Source organism: Methanolobus psychrotolerans (genome assembly GCF_002243045.1).
Taxonomy (GTDB): domain Archaea; phylum Halobacteriota; class Methanosarcinia; order Methanosarcinales; family Methanosarcinaceae; genus Methanolobus; species Methanolobus psychrotolerans.
In genome coordinates, this window is sequence record NZ_MBKP01000007.1 from 23,687 (window position 1) to 42,247 (window position 18,561).

The following is an 18,561-nucleotide window of genomic DNA, read 5'->3' on the forward strand; positions in this document are numbered from 1 at the left end:
CAACACTGAATTAGAAAACGATAGTGGGCCCGCTGGAATTCGAATCCAGGACCTCCGCCGTGTGAAGGCGACGTCATGACCAGCTAGACCACGAGCCCAGACTAGAAAACAATACGTCTGCCTCTCTATAAATCTGTCGTTACTTTCTTTCGGAATGAACTTATGGATTGTTCTTTTTTCTTAGGAGGCTGTAAGTGATCAAGGCTACAATGATGGCGCCTGAAAATATAGTAATTAACGCTGTTGTAGGCTCTAAATAAGTATACGTAATGATTGCTAAAAGGGTTCCAACGATCACTGCAATAGGTATAAGCAACGAATTTTGTTTCAGTGATTTTTCATCAATTTCGAATTGTGCCATATCTATCCCCTTAAAATGTTTTACTATCTTTGGTAATATATATTTATTTATATGAACTGGCACGTTATATATAGTTTTTCCTTCTTATTTTAATTGTTTAAACAATTCGGTCCGAAAATACGATATTGTAACTGTTTCTTGGTAGTATATCATGACTTATGATAATCAACAATACAACACACACTTTAGTAACTTTATTAAATCACATAATCAACGATTGCTCACAAAATTATATAATAATGTAATGTATATTTAGTATAGGGCAAATACTCAGGACTAACAAATCCCCATTGTACTATTAAAATGAAATTGAATCGCTATCATATAAAGCATATATAATTTGTATTCATACAAGGTCTATATAATATGGACAGCAAACCCGTATATACCATTCTGATCGTTGATGATGACCATCTAAACGTAAAACTTCTGGAAGCTTTTCTTTCAATGGACTATATTATTCGTACAGCTTATAATGGTAAAGATGCCCTTGATATTATAAATTCTGAAAAGATAGATCTCGTAATGCTTGACATAATGATGTCTGGCATGAATGGTTATGAAGTGTGTCGCAGACTCAAAGCTTCAGAGTCAACTCAGCTGATCCAGGTAATTATGGTCACTGCCCTTTCATCAAAAGATGACAGGCTGGAAGGGCTTGAGGCAGGTGCGGATGAATTCCTTGTCAAACCAATTGACAGGGTTGAGGTACTTACCCGGGTACGCAATCTTTTAAAAAGCAAGCGTTTGTATGATGAACTGGTCTGTGCAAGAGACAGGGCACAGAATTATCTTGATATTGCAGGCTGTATCATTACTGCTTTTAGCAGTGATGGTACAATAAAGCTTGCAAATAAAAAATGCTGTCAGGTTCTCGGGTACGACGAATCCGAACTAATAGGCAAAGACTGGGTAAAAATGTGTGTCCCTCATGAAGATAAGGATGCGGTGTCCTATGTTTTTAGTAACGTAATGAAAGGTAATCTTGATGAAGTAAAACATTTTGAGAACTATATTCTTACGAAGAAAAAGGAAAAAAAGATCATCCGCTGGAATAATAACTATCTCCGGGATTCAGATGGAAGCATCATAGGGATACTCAGTTCCGGTGCAGATGTAACTGAAGAGCGACAGGCTTCTATGAAACTGAAAGCATCTGAAGAGAAATTCAGGATGTTATTTGAAAATGCTGCGGATGCAATTATTGTCTTTGATTTTGATTGTAATGTTATAGATTCAAATTCAGTTGCATGCCAGATGCTAGGTTATAGTACTGAAGAGTTGCTACTGTTGTCAAGGCATGACCTTGTAGCTCCTGAATATCATGGCATCTGCAATGAAAGATTAGCAGACATCACGGAAAACAAATATAATCGATTCGAGCTCACATATTTGAAAAAAGACGGTTCCCGTATTCCTGTTGAAATGGGTGTAAGGGTTATTGAATATAATGGTATGTGTGCTCTTTTGTGTAATGTGAGGGACATAAGTGAACGAAGGCATTCTGAAAATATCTTAAGGGAAAGTGAACAAAAATTCCGTCTTCTTGCTGAAAATACAAATGATGTTATATGGACCTTAAGTAAAGAAGGTCAATTCACGTATACCAGTCCTTCAGTTTTTAAATTAAGGGGATATACACCTGAGGAAGTTGCCATCCAGACCTTTGATGAGATTTTCCCCCCGGAGCATAAGAACACAATAATTGATGCAATGAATAGATTTTATGATAAATTGGAAGGAGGTGATTCCAATTATTCAGAAACGTTTGAATTGGAACAATACCATAAGAACGGATCACGGGTGTGGACTGAAGCAATTGCGACCCCGGTCTATGATAATGAGGGCAATTTTCAGTTCTTCCTTGGCGTAACCCGTGATATATCCGAGCGCAAGAAAGCTGAAAATGAAATTAGTCTGTATGCAAAGGAATTATCTCAAAAAAATGAGGACCTCAAATCTCTTGACAGGATGAAAGATGAATTCCTTTCTAACTTAAGTCATGAACTCAAGACTCCTCTCATTTCTATTAAAGGGTATAGTGAGCTTGTCTATGATGAGGTGCTGGGTCCTCTTAACTCCAAGCAGAAACATGCTATGGAGGTCGTTCTTGAGAAATATGATCACTTAAGCTTCCTGATGGACTCACTAATATACATGAGCATTGTCAAATCGGGTAAAGTGAGTTACAGGTTGGATCCTATGAGGATTGTGGACAGTCTGAACAAAGTAGTCGATTATTTTTCATTCAGATCACAGGACAAAAATCTGATACTTCTACTTGATTTTGAAGACAATCTACCTTTGATAAACGGGGATGTGGAGTACATACCTTATATTTTCAGGTCTGTAATTGACAATGCTATCAAATTCAGTCCCAATGGTTCGGAAGTTCTTATCCGTGTGTTTGAGGACAGGGGGAATGTCCATGTTCTTGTAAAAGATTCCGGAATAGGTATACCGCATAACGAACTATCCAATATTTTCAAGCGTTTTTACCAGATAGACGGTTCTATTTCAAGGAAGTATGGTGGAACTGGCCTGGGCCTGTACGTCAGTAAGACAATAACTGAGGTGCATGGCGGTAGTATATGGATTGAAAGTGATGAAGGTGCAGGTACAACTGTCCACGTATTGCTGCCGCCATATTATAAACGTAAAGGTATATCTTAATAGGCTTGTGCAGTTTTATTTCATATTTTTAATACAACCAAGAGAACATTCGATAGCTTATCCCTTTTACTTCCTTCCTGAAAAGTATTTTATATTCCGGAGTTTCTCCATTATTTAATGTATGTCAAAGATGTAGTCTCACGCCTCAGGGAATTGTATCCTGATGGTTATTTCCATATTAACAGGGATCCTTTCTATCTTCTCATTTCAACTGTTCTTTCCCAGCGCACCCGTGATGAAGTGACCATACCCACAAGCCAGAAGCTTTTTGCTTTTTTTGGTACTGTTCAGAAAATGGTAGGAGCAGATGTGGATGAGATACAGGAACTTATTAAAAATGTGGGTTTCTACAGGGTGAAAGCCCAGAGGATCATCGACATTTCCCGCATTATTTTGGAGGACTATGGTGGTGTGGTCCCAGACAGTATGGATGAGCTCCTGAAACTTCCTGGAGTAGGTAGAAAGACCGCCAACTGTGTGCTTGGCTATGGATTCGAGCAGGATGTTATTGCAGTGGATACTCATGTACACAGGATATCCAACCGCATGGGTCTGGTTAAAACTTCCTATCCGGATGAAACCGAAAAAGAGCTTGAAAAGGTAGTTTCAAAACAGGACTGGAAGGATATCAACGGGCTAATGGTGCTGTTCGGGCAGAATATTTGCCGGCCAGTAGGTCCAAAATGTGATGAGTGTATAATGGATGATATCTGTCCTAAGATGATCTGAACTCTTTTGAATTGTAGCATACAATGTGTTTCACTCATGTTTTTCATTTGAAACCAACCGTTCACCATTAAGCAAAAGCTGTTTGACCACAGCAGAGCAATCCGTATCAACTGAAACTATCACAGAAACATTTTCTATTTGTTCCTGGATCTGTCGCCCTTCTCCTTCAGGTACGAAATAACTCTCTATACCCCATTCAATCATTATGGTATCGCCTTCATTTCTGGTAACTATTCCTTTCATACAGACATCGTTATCCTCAACGGCAGTTTTTGCGTGGCTTATTGAATCTATGGTCCAGTATGTTTCCTTCTCGGAGAGTACTGCATATATCAATTCACCTTCCATGAATGCATAGTCATAGGGTGTTTCATTAAGGTTCAAGCTAGACATTTCATAACTGAGGATTACATAATCTCCCCTGAATACATCTCTTGGGTCAAGAGGTTCAGTTTTCAGTACAATTTCTTTCCCGTTGTTCAATGTAGCATATTTAGGCAGGAATATCAGTGATATGACTATCAGTGAGTATGCCATCAGTAAAAGCAATTGTTTTTGGTTCATGCGCTGTCACCTTCTTTTATATTATTTATTATGATGCGCCTTTTCTTTTCCATGTACCCTCCAAACAATAGAAGGATCAGTCCACCGACAATGAATGCAAGGGATCTGGGCAAAGACCTGTATAATGTAGTAAAGTACAGGTGCAATACTCCGATCATGAAAAACCCCATTCCTATATTGACAAATGACAATATTGATCTGTAGTATCCAATTAGTATGCTCCCTATGGTGAGGATGAAGTACATGAGATTAAAGAAGATGAATAGCAATGTGGCTATGCCGGGTTCCAGCTGGGTCAGTCCGTAATCTTGAACCTGCGAGACTTTGATTGAATCTTTGAATATGGTCAGCATCCAGATGGCAAGCATGCCTGTAAATGTAAGTATGAGCACAATAAACTCGTATTTGCGATTCTCGTGCTTTTTGCACATCAGGGCACTCTGTACTATCATTATGACCGAGATCAACATGAACAGGATAAAAAGTGCCTGAAGCGTCCCTGTCAAAGGTGTTATGCGTGTTAGTGTGTGTCTGAATGGTGTTTCCAGTGAGAAGTAGAAATATGATATAAGGATGAAGAATAGTCCTGACCCCTGGTATAATTCCCTGAAGTGTGAAAAGCGTTCAAATCGAAGGTGCATCTGCCCAAGTCCGTACAGGTTGATGCCTAACAATAGGTAGAACATGAAGATGCCAAAGGAACTCACAAAAAGTTCTGTATTCTGTCCTACATAAAAGATAGTCCACAGTGCAAATACGAATATTTTCAGAAAAAGGATGCTGCTTGAATTGAATGCATATCCATAGGGCAGTATTGCTATTAGCCATACAAGTAAAAGCCAGTGTGCATCTGCATTGACATTGAATATTTGTGCATTCAGGAATATTGTTGCGCCTATCAGTAGCGAGGCAAGAAAAAGTAATGATTCTCCCAGTTTAGGACGAGTAGCCTTCATGTATTTCAAATTCCAGCCTGCAAAATATGTGGAGTATGTCGTACCGAACAGAAGTAGCAGTTTTGCAAAAGTGGGAAGTTCTTTCCAGTTAGCGGCAACAAAGAGGATGGCTCCTACTCCAACAAGTAAGGCACCAAGTATTGACATTACCTGAATGGTCTGTGATGTTCCATCCTTTTTAGTTGCATTTTCATCAATGGAATCTTTAGGCATATCGTATCTTGACAATATTGCGTTTAACTGTGCGTCATTGATTATGCCATCATTCTCCCACGTCATGGCTTCTTTCTGAAGCCATAGTCTTTGTTTCTCATCTTCCATCATTTAATTGTTATAAGCCAGGATATATTTTAAAAAATCGATATATTTTTCAGCAAGTTCTACTTTTCCTGCTTGATGTATACTGTGCCTTAAAAGGCTCTACGTTTTTCAAAACAGGAATAAAATAAGGATAATAGCTTTAACAAACTATTTATCGATATATATTATATAAAGCACAAATCTTGTGTTCTATGCCGTAACTCTAATATAAAAAGCACTGGTTTTGCACAAGAACTGATAAATTTCATATTATCATTATAGTATTAATAAACGAATATTATCAAGAATACGTAGGTGAATTATGTTACTAATCGGAGAAGCATTAATAGGTGAGGCACCAGAACTCGCACACATTGACCTTATGATCGGAAACAAAGACGGTCCTGTTGGTCAGGCATTCGCAAATGGTTTAACACAGTTGTCAGCAGGTCACACACCTCTGCTTTCAGTAATTCGTCCAAACCTTCCTGCAAAGCCTGCAACACTCATCGTTCCAAAGGTCACAGTGAAGAATATGGCTCAGGCTGCCCAGATATTTGGCCCGGCACAGGCTGCTGTATCCAAGGCAATTGCAGATGCCCTTGAAGAAGGAGCATTTGGTGACATGGACATTGAAGATCTCGTTGTTGTGGCAAGTGTTTTCATCCACCCTGAAGCAAAGGATTACAACAAGATATACAGATATAACTACGGAGCAGCAAAACTGGCTGTGAAACGTGCAATAGATGGTTTTCCTGATGTTGCCACTGTACTTAAGGAGAAGGACAGGATGGGTCACGCAGTTATGGGATTCAAGGTATCCAGACTCTGGAACCCGCCATACCTGCAGGTTGCACTTGACAATCCGAACATCAGCGCAATCCTCAGCATTGTCAGCCAGATCCCAAAAAGCGACCATGTTATCCTGGAAGCAGGTACACCTCTCATCAAACGTTATGGTGTGGATGTCATCTCAAAGCTCAGGGAGATCCGCCCGGATGCATTCATAGTTGCAGATCTTAAGACCCTTGATACAGGAAACCTTGAAGCACGCATGGTGGCAGACGCAACAGCGGACGCAATCGTAGTTTCTGCACTTGCACCAATAGCAACCGTGAACAAAGTTATCGAGGAAGCCCACAAGACAGGTATCTATGCTTTCATGGACACACTCAACTGTGATGACCCTGTAGCTGTACTCAAGAAGCTCGATGTACTGCCTGATGTAGTTGAACTGCATCGCGGTATCGATATCGAGGGCACTGCACATGCATGGGGAAGTATCGAAGCTATCAAGGCACTCTCACCAAAGATACTGGTGGCAGTGGCTGGTGGTGTACGTATCGACACAATGCCGGATGCACTTGCAGCAGGTGCTGACATCCTTGTAGTCGGAAGGGCTATAACCAATGCAAAGGATGTAAGACAGGTCGCAGAAAAATTCATTGAAGGCCTTAACAACCCTGAGATCGACCAGTTCAGAGTAATGACCGACTTCTAAGCGTGTGGTATCCCATACGCTTTTCTTTTATTAGGATTTGTAGAATATCTGTTATTACTGAATTGTGAACCACAGATAAACGCAGACAAACACAGATGAAAATGTATCTGCGTGCATCAGCGTTTATCCGTGGTTTTATATGCAGAAGATTTCTGCAAAGCTTATTTTCGTTTTTCTTTTCTTACAGTTACCTTTATACTTCTGTTCGCCTTTATACTGATAAATTCGTATTGGAGTGATCAAATTTGAGTTCTACATTAATTGTCCTGAACCTTAAGACATATCTTGAGGGCACAGGTGAAGGCGCCGTAAAGGTCGCACAGGCATGCAAGGAAGTTGCAGATGATTCAGGGATTGAGATTGGTGTTGCACCGCAGTTCTGTGACATCTACCGTGTTGCATCCCAGGTGGACTTGCCAGTCTACGCACAGAGTCTTGACCCGATAGGAGCAGGCAGCTTTACAGGACATGCATTCATCCAGTCCATCAAAGGCGCAGGCGCAGTTGGAACTCTTCTAAACCATTCAGAATGCCGCCTTACCCTTGCAAACATTGATGCATCCATCACGATTGCAAAAGGCGCTGGTCTTAAGACCATAGTCTGTACTAATAACGTTGCAACCTCAGCAGCAGCAGCAGTACTTGGCCCCGATTATGTTGCAGTGGAACCACCAGAACTTATCGGTTCCGGTATTCCTGTATCAAAAGCAGATCCTGGAATTGTAACAGGTTCTGTGGAAGCTGTCAAAAGAGTCAACCCTGCCGTACAGGTTCTCTGTGGTGCAGGTATATCAAAAGGAGAAGACCTCGCAGCAGCTTTGGAACTTGGTTCGGTTGGTGTCCTTCTGGCATCAGGTATAGTAAAAGCTGCTGACCCAAAGGCTGCACTTGAGGACCTTGTAAGCAAGGTCTGATCACTTTTTTTTACTTTTTTCAAGGCAGGCTCAGCCATGCAATCAATAGCATCATGGTTGCAGTTATAACCCTCACGTTTATTGAGAGAGGGATATTGAACTGCTCTTTCATCATCCTGGCTATGCCGATAGGCGGTGGTGCTATCAGGAGTGCGGCAATGAAGAGTGGTATGCCCGATATGAAGTTCCTGTCCACTATTATAAGATAGAGTCCCTGGATTCCCAGGTACATTCCAAAAACAGCGGTAAAGAAAATTCCTATCTTAAAAAACCGTAGGTATTGTTGGGGTACTGGAGATGGGCCTTTCACATTATCACTATTTGATGTAGGCGCAGGTGACTGATAATATTTGCCCTGTGAAACTTATGTGAGAATTGCCATGACAGTATTATCTGTACAGAGTCAGAAACGATTATCCGAAATGATATCATGTTCTAAGCTTACAGCTGATGTCGCTAGATCACACTGGTCCTTTCGTTTTCTCCTAAACCTTTATATGTATCCCTTTTACTCATTAAGATTATGCCACCCTACACTGGCAAACATCGATGCACTTATCACCATTGCAAAGGGTGGCGGACTCAAGACGATCGTCTGTACCAATAATGTTGCAACCTCTGCAGGAGCCAAATTATAATGCTTATTACTAACAGTTTGAAGATTGAGCATAATAATTATTACTCATAAAAAACATTTGAATTAACCACATATTGTATATATGTGTGTTTTTATCGTAATTCGAGGCTTATATGAAGTTTGAATTTGAAAAGATAACATTGGTTTTTGCCTTGGCAATTCTGTGTACTTTATCATTAGGGTGTGATGAAAAAATTGACACTGATGATATTTTGTCAAAAGTACATATGAGGGCAGATTCCCTTGAAGATTATTCCTATACAATGCATGTTAATTCAGATTTGAATGGCAACAATACGGAAAAATATAAGTATGGTATCATTTGGAAAAAGCCCATGTTTATGAAAGGTACTTTTCAAACATCAAACATTGATCCCGGGATTGAAATGATTTCCAATCGAAGCATGCAATTAATTTATGATGATGAGTATGACCTCGTTTTTATAAAATTATTGCACAATACTTCAGATGATTACATGTTATTTGAACCAAATCATTATTCTGTGTTTTTAAATGAAACGCTTAACGGAATGTCATCGTCTCTTGTAGAATCTGATATTATAAATGGAAAAGATGTGTATGTAATTGAGTTAATTCCTTCGACTGATAGCAATGAAACAATAGGAGGAAAATCAAAGATCTGGGTTGATAAGAAAAATTGGATGATTATAAGATATGAAGCTTCTACTAAAAATGGAGATGTTCTATTTGTAGTAAGTATCAAAGACATAAAAATAAATTCTGATATTCCGGAACATGAGTTTGATTTTGAGGTACCGGACGAATCAAAATTAGTGGTGCTGAAAGAAGAGCATTTCAATCCAAAATTGGAAAAGATGCAATTGGAAGACTCAAGAAAAAAGGTTACTTTTGAAATCCTCACTCCAGCTTATGTGCCAAAAGGGTACAAACTCAACCATACAGTTGTTTCCTCTAGTATGGATTCCCAATACTTATCATTTATATATGGTAGTTTTTCAAGTCCTTATGAAAGAGTAACTCTTGTTTATACTAATGGGAATAATGAAATGCATGTCAGGGAAACTCTATCTGAAAGAAAAACGTCTGGTATTGATTGTTTTGAAAAAGATGTCAGTTGTATTGATATTAACGGAATTGAAGGTAAGATGTATTCCGTTTTCGGAGGAAATATGAAAACTCTAGAGTGGCAATCAGGAAATATTACAATTAGCATTATCTCTTCACTTAATGAATCAGAGATTAAATCAGTTGCAGAATCTTTTTCATAATTGGTGAGTATAAAAATAGGCTCTATGGGATTTTAATCAATAGAGCCTTTTATCGTACTCTTGTTGGAATATATGTTTTATTTCATCGAATAGCACACCCAATCCCTATCAGTTGCCTCTCAACCACCTGCTGCACCTTCTCAACCTCAACATCACCCATTATCATAACACGGAATGTAACACTCAGCCTCTCAGTACCTTCAATACCATCATACCTGTCAATGATCTCAATTGAAACGATGTCGTCATTGCAGGAAACAAGCTCTATGATTATTTCAGCATCGGAATTCTCGGGAATCAGCACCGATATATCTCTCAAATGATGTTTGAGATTTTCGAGTTTCCACTCATGCAGTTCCTCTTCATCTAACAGGCGGATGTTCTCTATTTTGAGAGGTATCATCCTGCTGCTACATTCAAGAACAACGTCTCTAGGACTTACTTTCTTGACAATCCCTGTATGCACTACGCCTGAATATATGTGCCTGACACCAATTTCCTGTCCAATAGAATCTATCAGTTCATCAAACTCAGCTATCTTCGAATTTATTAGCTTGTCCGATCTGCGCAGTGCCGATGCTGTGTCTCCAAAATGCACTGCCGCCTCTTTCATCTTTGCAGTAAAGGCTTCGACATCCTTTTTTCTGACGATGGAGGATATCTCGCTGCATTGCTGCATGAAAGCATCATGGACTTTGATTACTTCGGGGTTCTCCATCTGGATGTAGGCGTAGAGGTAAGGGTTCTGGCCAAGTATCCTGCCAACGAAATCAAGCATGATGTCGTAGACCGGGCTCATGAAACGTCTTGATTCATTCACACTGAAATCAAGTCGGTCAAAGGTTGTGCCAATGGTGATGTATGCAAAGTGCGTCAGTCCCTGCACAACGGACACAAATCTGTCATGCTCAGCCGGGCTGATCACTTCAAGATGTGCGCCGTTATCTTCAAAAAGTGAGCGCATAACCGGGAACCATTTATTACAGCGCCCTTCAATCGGTGTTAGTATGAATATCTGACCATGCAGACTTGGTATCGAAGGTCCGAACATTGGATGAGTGCCAAGTATTTCCACACCTTCAGGTGCGTACTTCTTCATGGCTTCCGTTGGTCCCAGTTTCAGGGATGTAAAATCCATAAGGAGACTCCCACTCTTCATTTTTGGTGCAGTCTCACTTATGACCTTCTCGGTGATGTTGATGGGCACAGTTATAATTACTATGTCGCTGGTACTTATGGCAGCATCAAGGTCACTGGCAAAGTCGACTCCCATTCGCTCTGCGATCTCAACTTTTCCGCTGCTGCCCCAGACAACAACTTCGTAACAGTGGTTCCTGAAAAAAGAGGTGAACCACTGTCCCATTTCACCGGTACCGCCTATGATGAGGACTTTCAAACTCAAAAGCCCTCCAGTACCGCTTTCTTCATAACTTCTATTGGTGGCTCTACGCCTGTCCATATCTTGAATGCTTCTGCTCCCTGATAAACAAGCATCATTTCTCCGGTTACTGCTTTTGCACCGGCTTTCTTTGCTTCTTTAAGGAGCGTTGTCTCCAGAGGATTGTAAACAATGTCAAATACTGTAAGTTCAGGATGCATATCCTCTGCTGTTGCAATGGTTCCCTCGGTTTTGGGATGCATTCCCTGGGTTGTGCAATTCACAAGTATATCGCTGCTATTGATGAAATCTTTCAGATGGTCAAGTCCGCATCCTCTTGCAAAACCAACAGTGGATACGTCTGTTGCAAGGTCAATTGCCTTGTTCTCGGTCCTGTTGGAGATGGTGATGTTCGCTCCATCTTTCGCGAACTGGAATGCTATGGCTCTTGCAGCACCGCCGGCACCTACTATGAGTACATTGGAGCCTTTGATCTTAACTCCTTTTTCCTCAAGGGTACGTTTAGCTCCAAGTCCGTCTGTATTGTAACCTGTCATTCCATCTTTAAAATCAACTGTATTGATAGCACCTATGCTTTTAGCCAGCGGGTCAGCATCAATTATCTTCAAAGCTTCCTGTTTCAGCGGGACTGTGAGGTTAACGCCGCCAAAACCCATGGCTTTTGCTCCAAGAATTGCATTCTTCAGGTTTTCAGGACTCACTCTGAAGGCATGGTATGTACACTCCATGCCAAGTTCCCTGAATGCTGCATTGTGCATATTCGGAGACCGCGAATGTGCTATTGGATTTCCGAATACACCAAAAACGGTTCTCAAAAGAGTATCTCCAGAGCCGATTTAAGTTCGTGTATCTTTATCTGTCCGGGTGCCACGGCTTTTGTAATTGCACCGTATGTCAGGCGTGAGCCATAGCATGGAGCAACTATGCGGCTGTGTTTTCCAAGTTCTCCCATTGCAATGGTGCAAACAGGTTTATCCATATCTGCAGTTGCCTGAAGCACATTCAGCACATCCTGCCTGGACTGTGCCATTACTGCCAGTTTTGCGATATCAGCACCGGCTTCATGTGCACAGTTGAGTATGATCTTCATGTTCTCAATCGATGGAGTGGCGTTGAAATCGTGGGCTGAAACAATAACCGTGACACCGGCTGCCTTTGCCGCACTTATGAATTTGCTGCGCTGCTTCTCATCTGCACTGAGCTCAATATCAACTGCTTCAATAAAAGGCAGTACATCTGTCAATAATGCAATTCTTTCTTCTTCACTGCCTGTCCACTTACCACCATCAGATTGTAATCTATTGGTTGCAATACACGGGAGGTTGGTGTTGACTTTGATCCTTTCAATTGTCTTCTTTGCTTCACCAAAATCTGAAAAATTGAGAAGGTCAAGCCTCAATTCCAGTATGTCAGCACCCAGCCATTTTGCCGCTTTTGCACTCTCGGCTGGGTCATCGTCTATCACAGAGACGATTGCTGGTTTTTTATCAAGATCAAAAGTTCCTATCATAACCACAAGCAACCACCTTATTTTTCGATTATGGTCTCTTCTATTTTCATTCCAAAATGGCGGCCGATGTCCTCTGAGTGCACAAGTATCTCATCACCAACCTTCAGGTCTGTTACAGATATGGGTCCATTGTCCTTTGTAACCAGTTTAATTGTTTCTGCATTCTGTAGGATGTTCTTGATTATTTTCCCATTGAGGTCTGCTTCCACAAGGACGAGTGGCCTTCTTTCTATCTTCACTCTGCCAACAACTCCGGTTCTCTGCTTGCCTTCACTGTTTACTATTGTGACTTCGTCGCCTGCTTTAAGCTCGGAAAGGTAGCGTGTCTTCTCTCCAACTTTGATATAAGCGTGTACTGCCCCTGCATTAACCCTGAACGGTCTTGATGCAACGTAGGGACTTTCCTCTGATTCTGAGTGCACAAGGAACATGCCGTTTGCCTGTGAGCCCACAAGCATTCCCTCACCTCTGACCATGAGGTTACATGTGTCTACACAAACCCTGTCACCCATACCAATTGATTCTACTTTTGTGACAGTAGCTGTCTTTATCTCAAGGTCATTGACACCTGCTCTTTCTGCTATTTCTGCAGTCTTCTTAATCTGGCTCAGGTCCCTTGTATCAAGCATAACACCATCAGTACCATGTTCCATAGTCTCGAATGCAAGTTTTGCCTGCTCAGATGTCTGTACTCCTGAAATGAGTTTAACATCCTTTTTCTGAAGCCCTGCAATGAGGTTTTCCAGTGGAATGACCTGCCAGTCGGTGCCTATGGTAACGAGGTAATCACAGATACTTCCCATTTCAGCTGCAAAGTTCTCATAGTTCTTGTTGCGAATGATGACATATCCTGCAACCTTGAGTCCCTTGCCCTTAAGGCGAAGGGCAGTTGTAACATCAAGGGAACCACTGTAGTCCGGTGGCAATGGTTTTGTTCCGTCCCCTTCACCGCCTTTCCCAACTACAATTACTTCTGCTCCTTCTACCTCAGTTGATGCAAAGGCAGCTACTTTCACGTTTCCAAGCTCCTTTACTTTTTCAACATCTGCAGCATTGACCAGTATGGCATCCACTCCGGATTCCATTCCGGTGGTAATTACAGCCTTGCGTTCATCCCAGTTGCCTTCATCGGCTTTGATCCAGATTATCTTATTATTCATATGAGCACGTCCGCAAGCACAGAAAACAATCTGAGGTTATTTCAGCATTTCCAGTGCTTCTTCAACTGACCTTTTATTGTGCACTATCTCTGTTATGGCTTTTGTAATTTTTGTAGGGTTCTCGTGCTGGAACACATTCCTTCCTATTGCAACACCCCTTGCACCGCCTTCCATGGCACCCTGTATCATCTCAAGGAATTCCTGATCAGTATTTGTTTTAGGTCCTCCTGCAATTACCACAGGTACCGGGCAACCAAGTACTACATCCCTGAAGGAATCGATGTCTCCTGTGTATAATGTTTTCACAACATCAGCACCAAGCTCGGCACCAACCCTTGCGACATGTGCAACCAGTTCAGAGTCATGGGGATTACTGATGTCCTTTCCACGTGGGTACATCATTGCAAGAAGCGGCATTCCCCAGTAGTTGCACTCTTCTGATACGCTTCCGAGTTTCTGCAACTGGTCTGCTTCAGTTTCCGATCCTACATTTACATGTATTGATACTGCGTCAGCGCCCATTTTCATAACCTCTTCCACAGAACAGACCTGTACCTTGTTATTTGGGTCTGGTGCAAGGGATGTGGAAGCGCTCATGTGGACTATAAGACCGACATCATGCCCGTATCCTCTATGTCCATGAGTGACGATTCCTTTTTGCATTAGTACTGCATCTGCTCCACCATCTGCAACTTTATTTATGGAATCTGCCACATTTATCAGGCCTTTTATAGGTCCGTCTGATAATCCGTGGTCCATGGGAATTATTACCATGTTCCTGCTTTCCCTGTGCATGATCCTTTCTATACGGATTTTCTTACCAATCTCTGTCATTTGCTTTCACCTTCTTTATTTAGCATTTATACTCGGTAGCGTATTATTTTGTACATTTCTATGTCTAATTAGTCTATGTTACTATGTGACATAGTAACATGGTTTATTATTTAAAGTTTTTTGTAGTAGCTGGCAAAAAGTAGTCTGAAAAAGATCATATATCTTTCAGGAATTGGCCAAAGTGGATTCCTTCCGAATCGATATTATACTCAATAAGATGTTTTTCATGGTCACTGCCATGTATCTTCAAAATCGACATGCTTTTCCTTATTTCCATGTCAATTTCCATGTTTTTGAGAAGTATCAGTGCATCAACAAGCGATGATACGGGTATTTCGGATACAAGCACGTCATTAACGGCTGTCCTGTTCCCGCTGATAAGCATGGATGTAAGTCCCATGTCTTTGAAGACACGTATCATATTGGCAACATGCTCTCTTTTTGCAACCGGGTCGTCAAACACATAATCAAATCCGGATATGTCATCCAGGAGTATTCTTTTTGCCCCTATCTCTTCAATGTCCTTTTTTATTTTGAATGTGTGCCGACAGGTATTGATCTCCGGTGGTGGCGTATAAATTATCCTTATGAGTCCTTTCTTTTCAAGTTCTTCAAGCTCAAGCCCGACACTTGCAGCATAGTGACGCAATTCAGCTGGTGTATCCTCAAATGTACTTATTATTCCGGGTTCGCCATTTATGGCTCCCCCTACAATGAAATGAAGTCCAAATAAAGTTTTACCTGTGCCTGTATTTCCCGCAATTAATGTGGATGAAAGTTCAAAGAGCCCTCCACGGCTCAATTCACCAAACCCTGGAATTCCTGCATCAATCCTTGTTACCGGTGATATTTGCCCAGCAGTCTGGGTGCTTATTCTGGGGTAAATGCTTATTCCTTTGTCTGATATATCGAAAGTGTGCTCCCCTTCGCTATAATTAGGGCGGTTCATTTTCACGATTTTAATTATGCGCTTGTTTCCCCTTCGTTGGATATCCTGGGAAAGATACACGATTCCATCTACAATATCACTGATCACTGATCTACACACGTCAGGCTGTGACATGGTCCCTGTCAGGTAAACAATGGCGTTCCATTCATTGATTGCAGCATTAAGTGAATACATGAACCGTCTTCTTTCAGCTTCCGGAAAACCGAATCCTATGGGTGTGACGGGATCTATCAGTACTCTGTCTGGTTTCAATTTCGCTACGATATTCCCAAGTTCCACCAGCATTGTAAGGGGGTCCCTTTCCACGGAACTGGCGCTGAATGTGTGTATATTTAATGATTCATCATAAAATTCATAGTGTGAGATAGCTTCTCTGACAGAAGTCTCCGATTTTGTGGTGACACATATGTAGAGCACCTTTTCTCCGTTCCTTGCTGCCTCGCATAAGCTCTGTACTCCTATTACAGTCCTGCCACTGCCCGGGTTACCTGCGATCAGTATTGTGGAGGGGGATGTAATACCTCCTCCAAGTATCTCATCAAATCCCGATATTCCTGTGAATTTATTTTCCAATATGGTACCTCGTAAGCATTGCTATGGAAACAAAGAGAACATTTACGTTCAGGGTTTATATGAAATTTCCTCTCCCTTATATTAGTTTACTTTGTCCGTTTACTTAACATTATTCATTAGTATATATATCTATTATTTTATTTATTCTTTATTTAATATAAGCCGTTCTGGTAGTAATGCAGATATGAAACCCTCTTATATTGTTAATTACTATTATGGCAATATTAATACTAACTATAACAAAAATCAATCCGGGAAACAATCTATGAGAGAACTAAAAATTCTTGTTATCAACAACTATGGGCAGTTCTGCCATCTTATCCATCGTTCAGTAAGGGATCTTGACATGGAGACAAAGATCGTTGCCAACACAACTCCTGTTGATGATCTTCTTGACGAGGAACCCGACGGTCTCATACTAAGCGGTGGTCCTACAATGGACAGGGCTGGACTCTGTTCCGAATATGTTGAGAGCATTGACCTGCCTATCCTTGGAATTTGCCTTGGGCATCAGGTAATCGCAAAAGTATTTGGCGGAGATGTAGCTCCGGGCACATCAGGCGGATATGCAGACATTGAAGTTGAGATCGTTGATGAGGATGAACTTCTTAAAGGAATGGGTCCGAAAACATCGGTCTGGGCATCTCATGCTGATGAAGTTGTCCGGTTGCCCGAGGACTTCATACAGCTTGCAAGGTCAAAGATATGTGAATATGAGGCAATGAGGCATGTGGACAGGCCTATATTTGGTGTGCAATGGCATCCGGAGGTTGCACACACAGAAAAAGGAGAACAGCTTTTGATGAATTTCTTTGAGATATGTGAGAACTATTAAATCTCACATTCCCATTTTCTTCATCATTTTTTGCATATTGAATTTTCCGCCACGGAACCCTTTCATAGCGGTCTGCATCATCTTGTGGTATTTCAGAAGCTCCCTTACATCCTCTGGAGCACAGCCGGCTCCCCTTGAGATTCTCTTGATGCGGGCACTGCCTATAACCCTGGGGTTTAGCATTTCTTCTTCTGTCATGGAATCCATGAGGACTCTGTAGCGACCGAGTTTGTCGCCTGTTACCTGATATGCATCCTCAGGTATCTTGGCACCAAGTCCTCCAAGTGGTAACATCTGCATGATCTGTTTCATGGGTCCCATCTTGTTGAGGCTTTCAAGCTGTTTGTACATGTCCTTAAGAGTGAACCTGCCACGCAGCATTGCTTCCATGTCAAGGTCTTCCTCGCCAAGTGCTTCCTCTGCCTTTTCAATAAGACTTTTGATGTCTCCCATTCCAAGAAGCCTTGAAATGAACCTGTCAGGCTCAAATCTCTCAAGGTCGTCCGGTGTTTCGCCTACACCAATAAAAGCGATGGAAGAATTTGTTTCGGATACTGCTGAAAGCGCACCACCACCTTTTGCGGTACCGTCAAGTTTGGAGATCACCACCCCTGATATGCCGATGGAATCATTGAAAGCACGTGCCTGTTCGCTTGCCTGCTGTCCAATGGCACCGTCAAGCACAAGTAGTTTGTAATCAGGTTTAGCAATAGCATGTATTTCTTCCATCTCTACGATAAGGTCAGTTTCAAGTGAATGGCGACCTGCCGTGTCAACTATAAGGACATCATATTTATGAAGCTCTTCAAGACCTCTTTTTACAATTCCCACTGCATCAGGGTTGTCTTCCTCTCCGTAAAATGCGACGTTGAGCCTTGTACAGAGGATCTTAAGTTGCTGGTATGCGCCTGGCCTGAATGTGTCGGCACACACAACTGCGGGCTTAAGTCCTTTCCTCTGGAAATAGCGTGCAAGTTTTGAAGTTGTTGTAGTTTTCCCGCTACCCTGCAGACCTATCATCATAATAGTCTGGGGTTTAAGGGGGATATCGGTACTCTTTCCGATTATATTGATAAGTTCCTGATAGACTATCCTTAGTACATGTTCTCTGGGGTTCATCCCGGAGGGCACTTCCTCTTTCAGTGCACGTTCCTTGATACGCTGTGACATTTGCATGACCAGCTTGACGTTCACGTCAGACTGTAGCAAAGCCCTCTGGATATCCTTAACGACCTCATTTACGGTCCGTTCATCGATACGCCCTGATTTCACCAGTTTTTTTAGGGCATCCTGCAGGGAATTCCCGAGTTTATCCATTACCATTTAAGGTTCATCCTGTTCAGTTCTCTTTTTGTTCTATTAAAGGGCAGTTCATATTTAATCCTGTTGTGAAAACACTATATATCCGATTATCTT

At 41.5% G+C, this 18,561-nt stretch carries 18 protein-coding genes and 1 tRNA gene; 7 read left to right on the forward strand and 12 right to left on the reverse strand.

The window, feature by feature from the left end; genetic code table 11:
* Positions 1-24: 24 nt before the first annotated feature.
* Together BB781_RS03940 and BB781_RS03945 are read right to left on the reverse strand one after the other, a co-directional pair.
* Positions 25-98, reverse strand: a tRNA-Val gene (locus BB781_RS03940).
* Positions 99-160: 62 nt separating this feature from the next.
* Positions 161-361 carry a hypothetical protein gene (locus BB781_RS03945; protein ID WP_094227201.1) on the reverse strand — a complete coding sequence of 67 codons (201 nt, stop codon included), beginning with the start codon at positions 359-361 and terminating at the stop codon, positions 161-163.
* A 366-nt stretch (positions 362-727) separates the two neighbouring features.
* Between BB781_RS03945 and BB781_RS03950 the strand changes: the two genes are divergently transcribed.
* Both BB781_RS03950 and BB781_RS03955 read left to right on the forward strand, forming a co-directional pair.
* Positions 728-3,034, forward strand: a complete 2,307-nt coding sequence (locus BB781_RS03950; protein WP_094227202.1) for a PAS domain S-box protein — start codon at positions 728-730, stop codon at positions 3,032-3,034.
* A gap of 117 nt (positions 3,035-3,151) precedes the next feature.
* Entirely contained in the window at positions 3,152-3,763 is a 612-nt protein-coding gene (locus BB781_RS03955) for an endonuclease III domain-containing protein (protein ID WP_094227203.1), read from the forward strand.
* A 30-nt stretch (positions 3,764-3,793) separates the two neighbouring features.
* Here the strand turns inward: BB781_RS03955 and BB781_RS03960 are convergent, their stop codons facing one another.
* Both BB781_RS03960 and BB781_RS03965 read right to left on the reverse strand, forming a co-directional pair.
* The gene (locus BB781_RS03960) at positions 3,794-4,327 is read right to left on the reverse strand and encodes a GDYXXLXY domain-containing protein (protein ID WP_094227204.1); all 534 of its coding nucleotides are present in this window, start codon (positions 4,325-4,327) and stop codon (positions 3,794-3,796) included.
* Positions 4,324-5,607: a DUF2157 domain-containing protein gene (locus tag BB781_RS03965; RefSeq protein ID WP_094227205.1), complete on the reverse strand. Its 1,284-nt coding sequence runs from the start codon at positions 5,605-5,607 to the stop codon at positions 4,324-4,326. The genes BB781_RS03960 and BB781_RS03965 overlap by 4 nt, the downstream gene beginning before the upstream one ends.
* A gap of 298 nt (positions 5,608-5,905) precedes the next feature.
* On the opposite strand from BB781_RS03965, the gene BB781_RS03970 reads away from it, so the two are divergent.
* Positions 5,906-7,084, forward strand: coding sequence for a bifunctional 5,6,7,8-tetrahydromethanopterin hydro-lyase/3-hexulose-6-phosphate synthase (locus BB781_RS03970; protein WP_094227206.1), 1,179 nt, complete (start codon positions 5,906-5,908; stop codon positions 7,082-7,084).
* A gap of 245 nt (positions 7,085-7,329) precedes the next feature.
* On the forward strand, positions 7,330-7,998 hold the full coding sequence (gene tpiA, locus BB781_RS03975) for a triose-phosphate isomerase (RefSeq protein WP_094227207.1): 669 nt from the start codon (positions 7,330-7,332) through the stop codon (positions 7,996-7,998).
* Positions 7,999-8,017: 19 nt separating this feature from the next.
* Here the strand turns inward: tpiA and BB781_RS03980 are convergent, their stop codons facing one another.
* Complete coding sequence (locus BB781_RS03980; protein WP_242492520.1) at positions 8,018-8,230, reverse strand: hypothetical protein; 213 nt, start codon at positions 8,228-8,230, stop codon at positions 8,018-8,020.
* A 148-nt stretch (positions 8,231-8,378) separates the two neighbouring features.
* Between BB781_RS03980 and BB781_RS15940 the strand changes: the two genes are divergently transcribed.
* On the forward strand, positions 8,379-8,636 hold the full coding sequence (locus BB781_RS15940; RefSeq protein WP_207205237.1) for a hypothetical protein: 258 nt from the start codon (positions 8,379-8,381) through the stop codon (positions 8,634-8,636).
* Between the two features lie 112 nt (positions 8,637-8,748).
* A complete protein-coding gene (locus BB781_RS03985; RefSeq protein ID WP_094227209.1) occupies positions 8,749-9,885 on the forward strand; it encodes a DUF4367 domain-containing protein in 1,137 nt (378 codons plus the stop codon).
* 82 nt (positions 9,886-9,967) lie between these two features.
* Here BB781_RS03985 and BB781_RS03990 read toward each other — a convergent pair whose 3' ends face one another.
* From BB781_RS03990 to BB781_RS04015, 6 genes are all read right to left on the reverse strand, one after another.
* Positions 9,968-11,344 (reverse strand): prephenate dehydrogenase, encoded by a 1,377-nt coding sequence (locus BB781_RS03990; RefSeq protein WP_094227210.1) that lies wholly within the window; start codon positions 11,342-11,344, stop codon positions 9,968-9,970.
* The gene (gene aroE, locus BB781_RS03995) at positions 11,284-12,099 is read right to left on the reverse strand and encodes a shikimate dehydrogenase (protein ID WP_094227211.1); all 816 of its coding nucleotides are present in this window, start codon (positions 12,097-12,099) and stop codon (positions 11,284-11,286) included. The genes BB781_RS03990 and aroE overlap by 61 nt, the downstream gene beginning before the upstream one ends.
* Positions 12,096-12,800 carry a type I 3-dehydroquinate dehydratase gene (gene aroD / locus BB781_RS04000; RefSeq protein ID WP_094227212.1) on the reverse strand — a complete coding sequence of 235 codons (705 nt, stop codon included), beginning with the start codon at positions 12,798-12,800 and terminating at the stop codon, positions 12,096-12,098. Before aroD ends, aroE begins: the two co-directional genes overlap by 4 nt.
* A gap of 11 nt (positions 12,801-12,811) precedes the next feature.
* On the reverse strand, positions 12,812-13,954 hold the full coding sequence (locus BB781_RS04005) for a 3-dehydroquinate synthase II (RefSeq protein WP_094227213.1): 1,143 nt from the start codon (positions 13,952-13,954) through the stop codon (positions 12,812-12,814).
* A gap of 36 nt (positions 13,955-13,990) precedes the next feature.
* Positions 13,991-14,788 carry a 2-amino-3,7-dideoxy-D-threo-hept-6-ulosonate synthase gene (locus BB781_RS04010; RefSeq protein ID WP_094227214.1) on the reverse strand — a complete coding sequence of 266 codons (798 nt, stop codon included), beginning with the start codon at positions 14,786-14,788 and terminating at the stop codon, positions 13,991-13,993.
* A 154-nt stretch (positions 14,789-14,942) separates the two neighbouring features.
* Positions 14,943-16,310 carry an ATPase domain-containing protein gene (locus BB781_RS04015; RefSeq protein ID WP_094227215.1) on the reverse strand — a complete coding sequence of 456 codons (1,368 nt, stop codon included), beginning with the start codon at positions 16,308-16,310 and terminating at the stop codon, positions 14,943-14,945.
* A 265-nt stretch (positions 16,311-16,575) separates the two neighbouring features.
* Here BB781_RS04015 and BB781_RS04020 point away from each other — a divergent pair, with 265 nt between their 5' ends.
* Entirely contained in the window at positions 16,576-17,145 is a 570-nt protein-coding gene (locus BB781_RS04020) for a GMP synthase subunit A (protein WP_094227216.1), read from the forward strand.
* Between the two features lie 3 nt (positions 17,146-17,148).
* Here the strand turns inward: BB781_RS04020 and BB781_RS04025 are convergent, their stop codons facing one another.
* On the reverse strand, positions 17,149-18,468 hold the full coding sequence (locus BB781_RS04025; RefSeq protein ID WP_094227217.1) for a signal recognition particle protein Srp54: 1,320 nt from the start codon (positions 18,466-18,468) through the stop codon (positions 17,149-17,151).
* Positions 18,469-18,561: the final 93 nt, after the last annotated feature.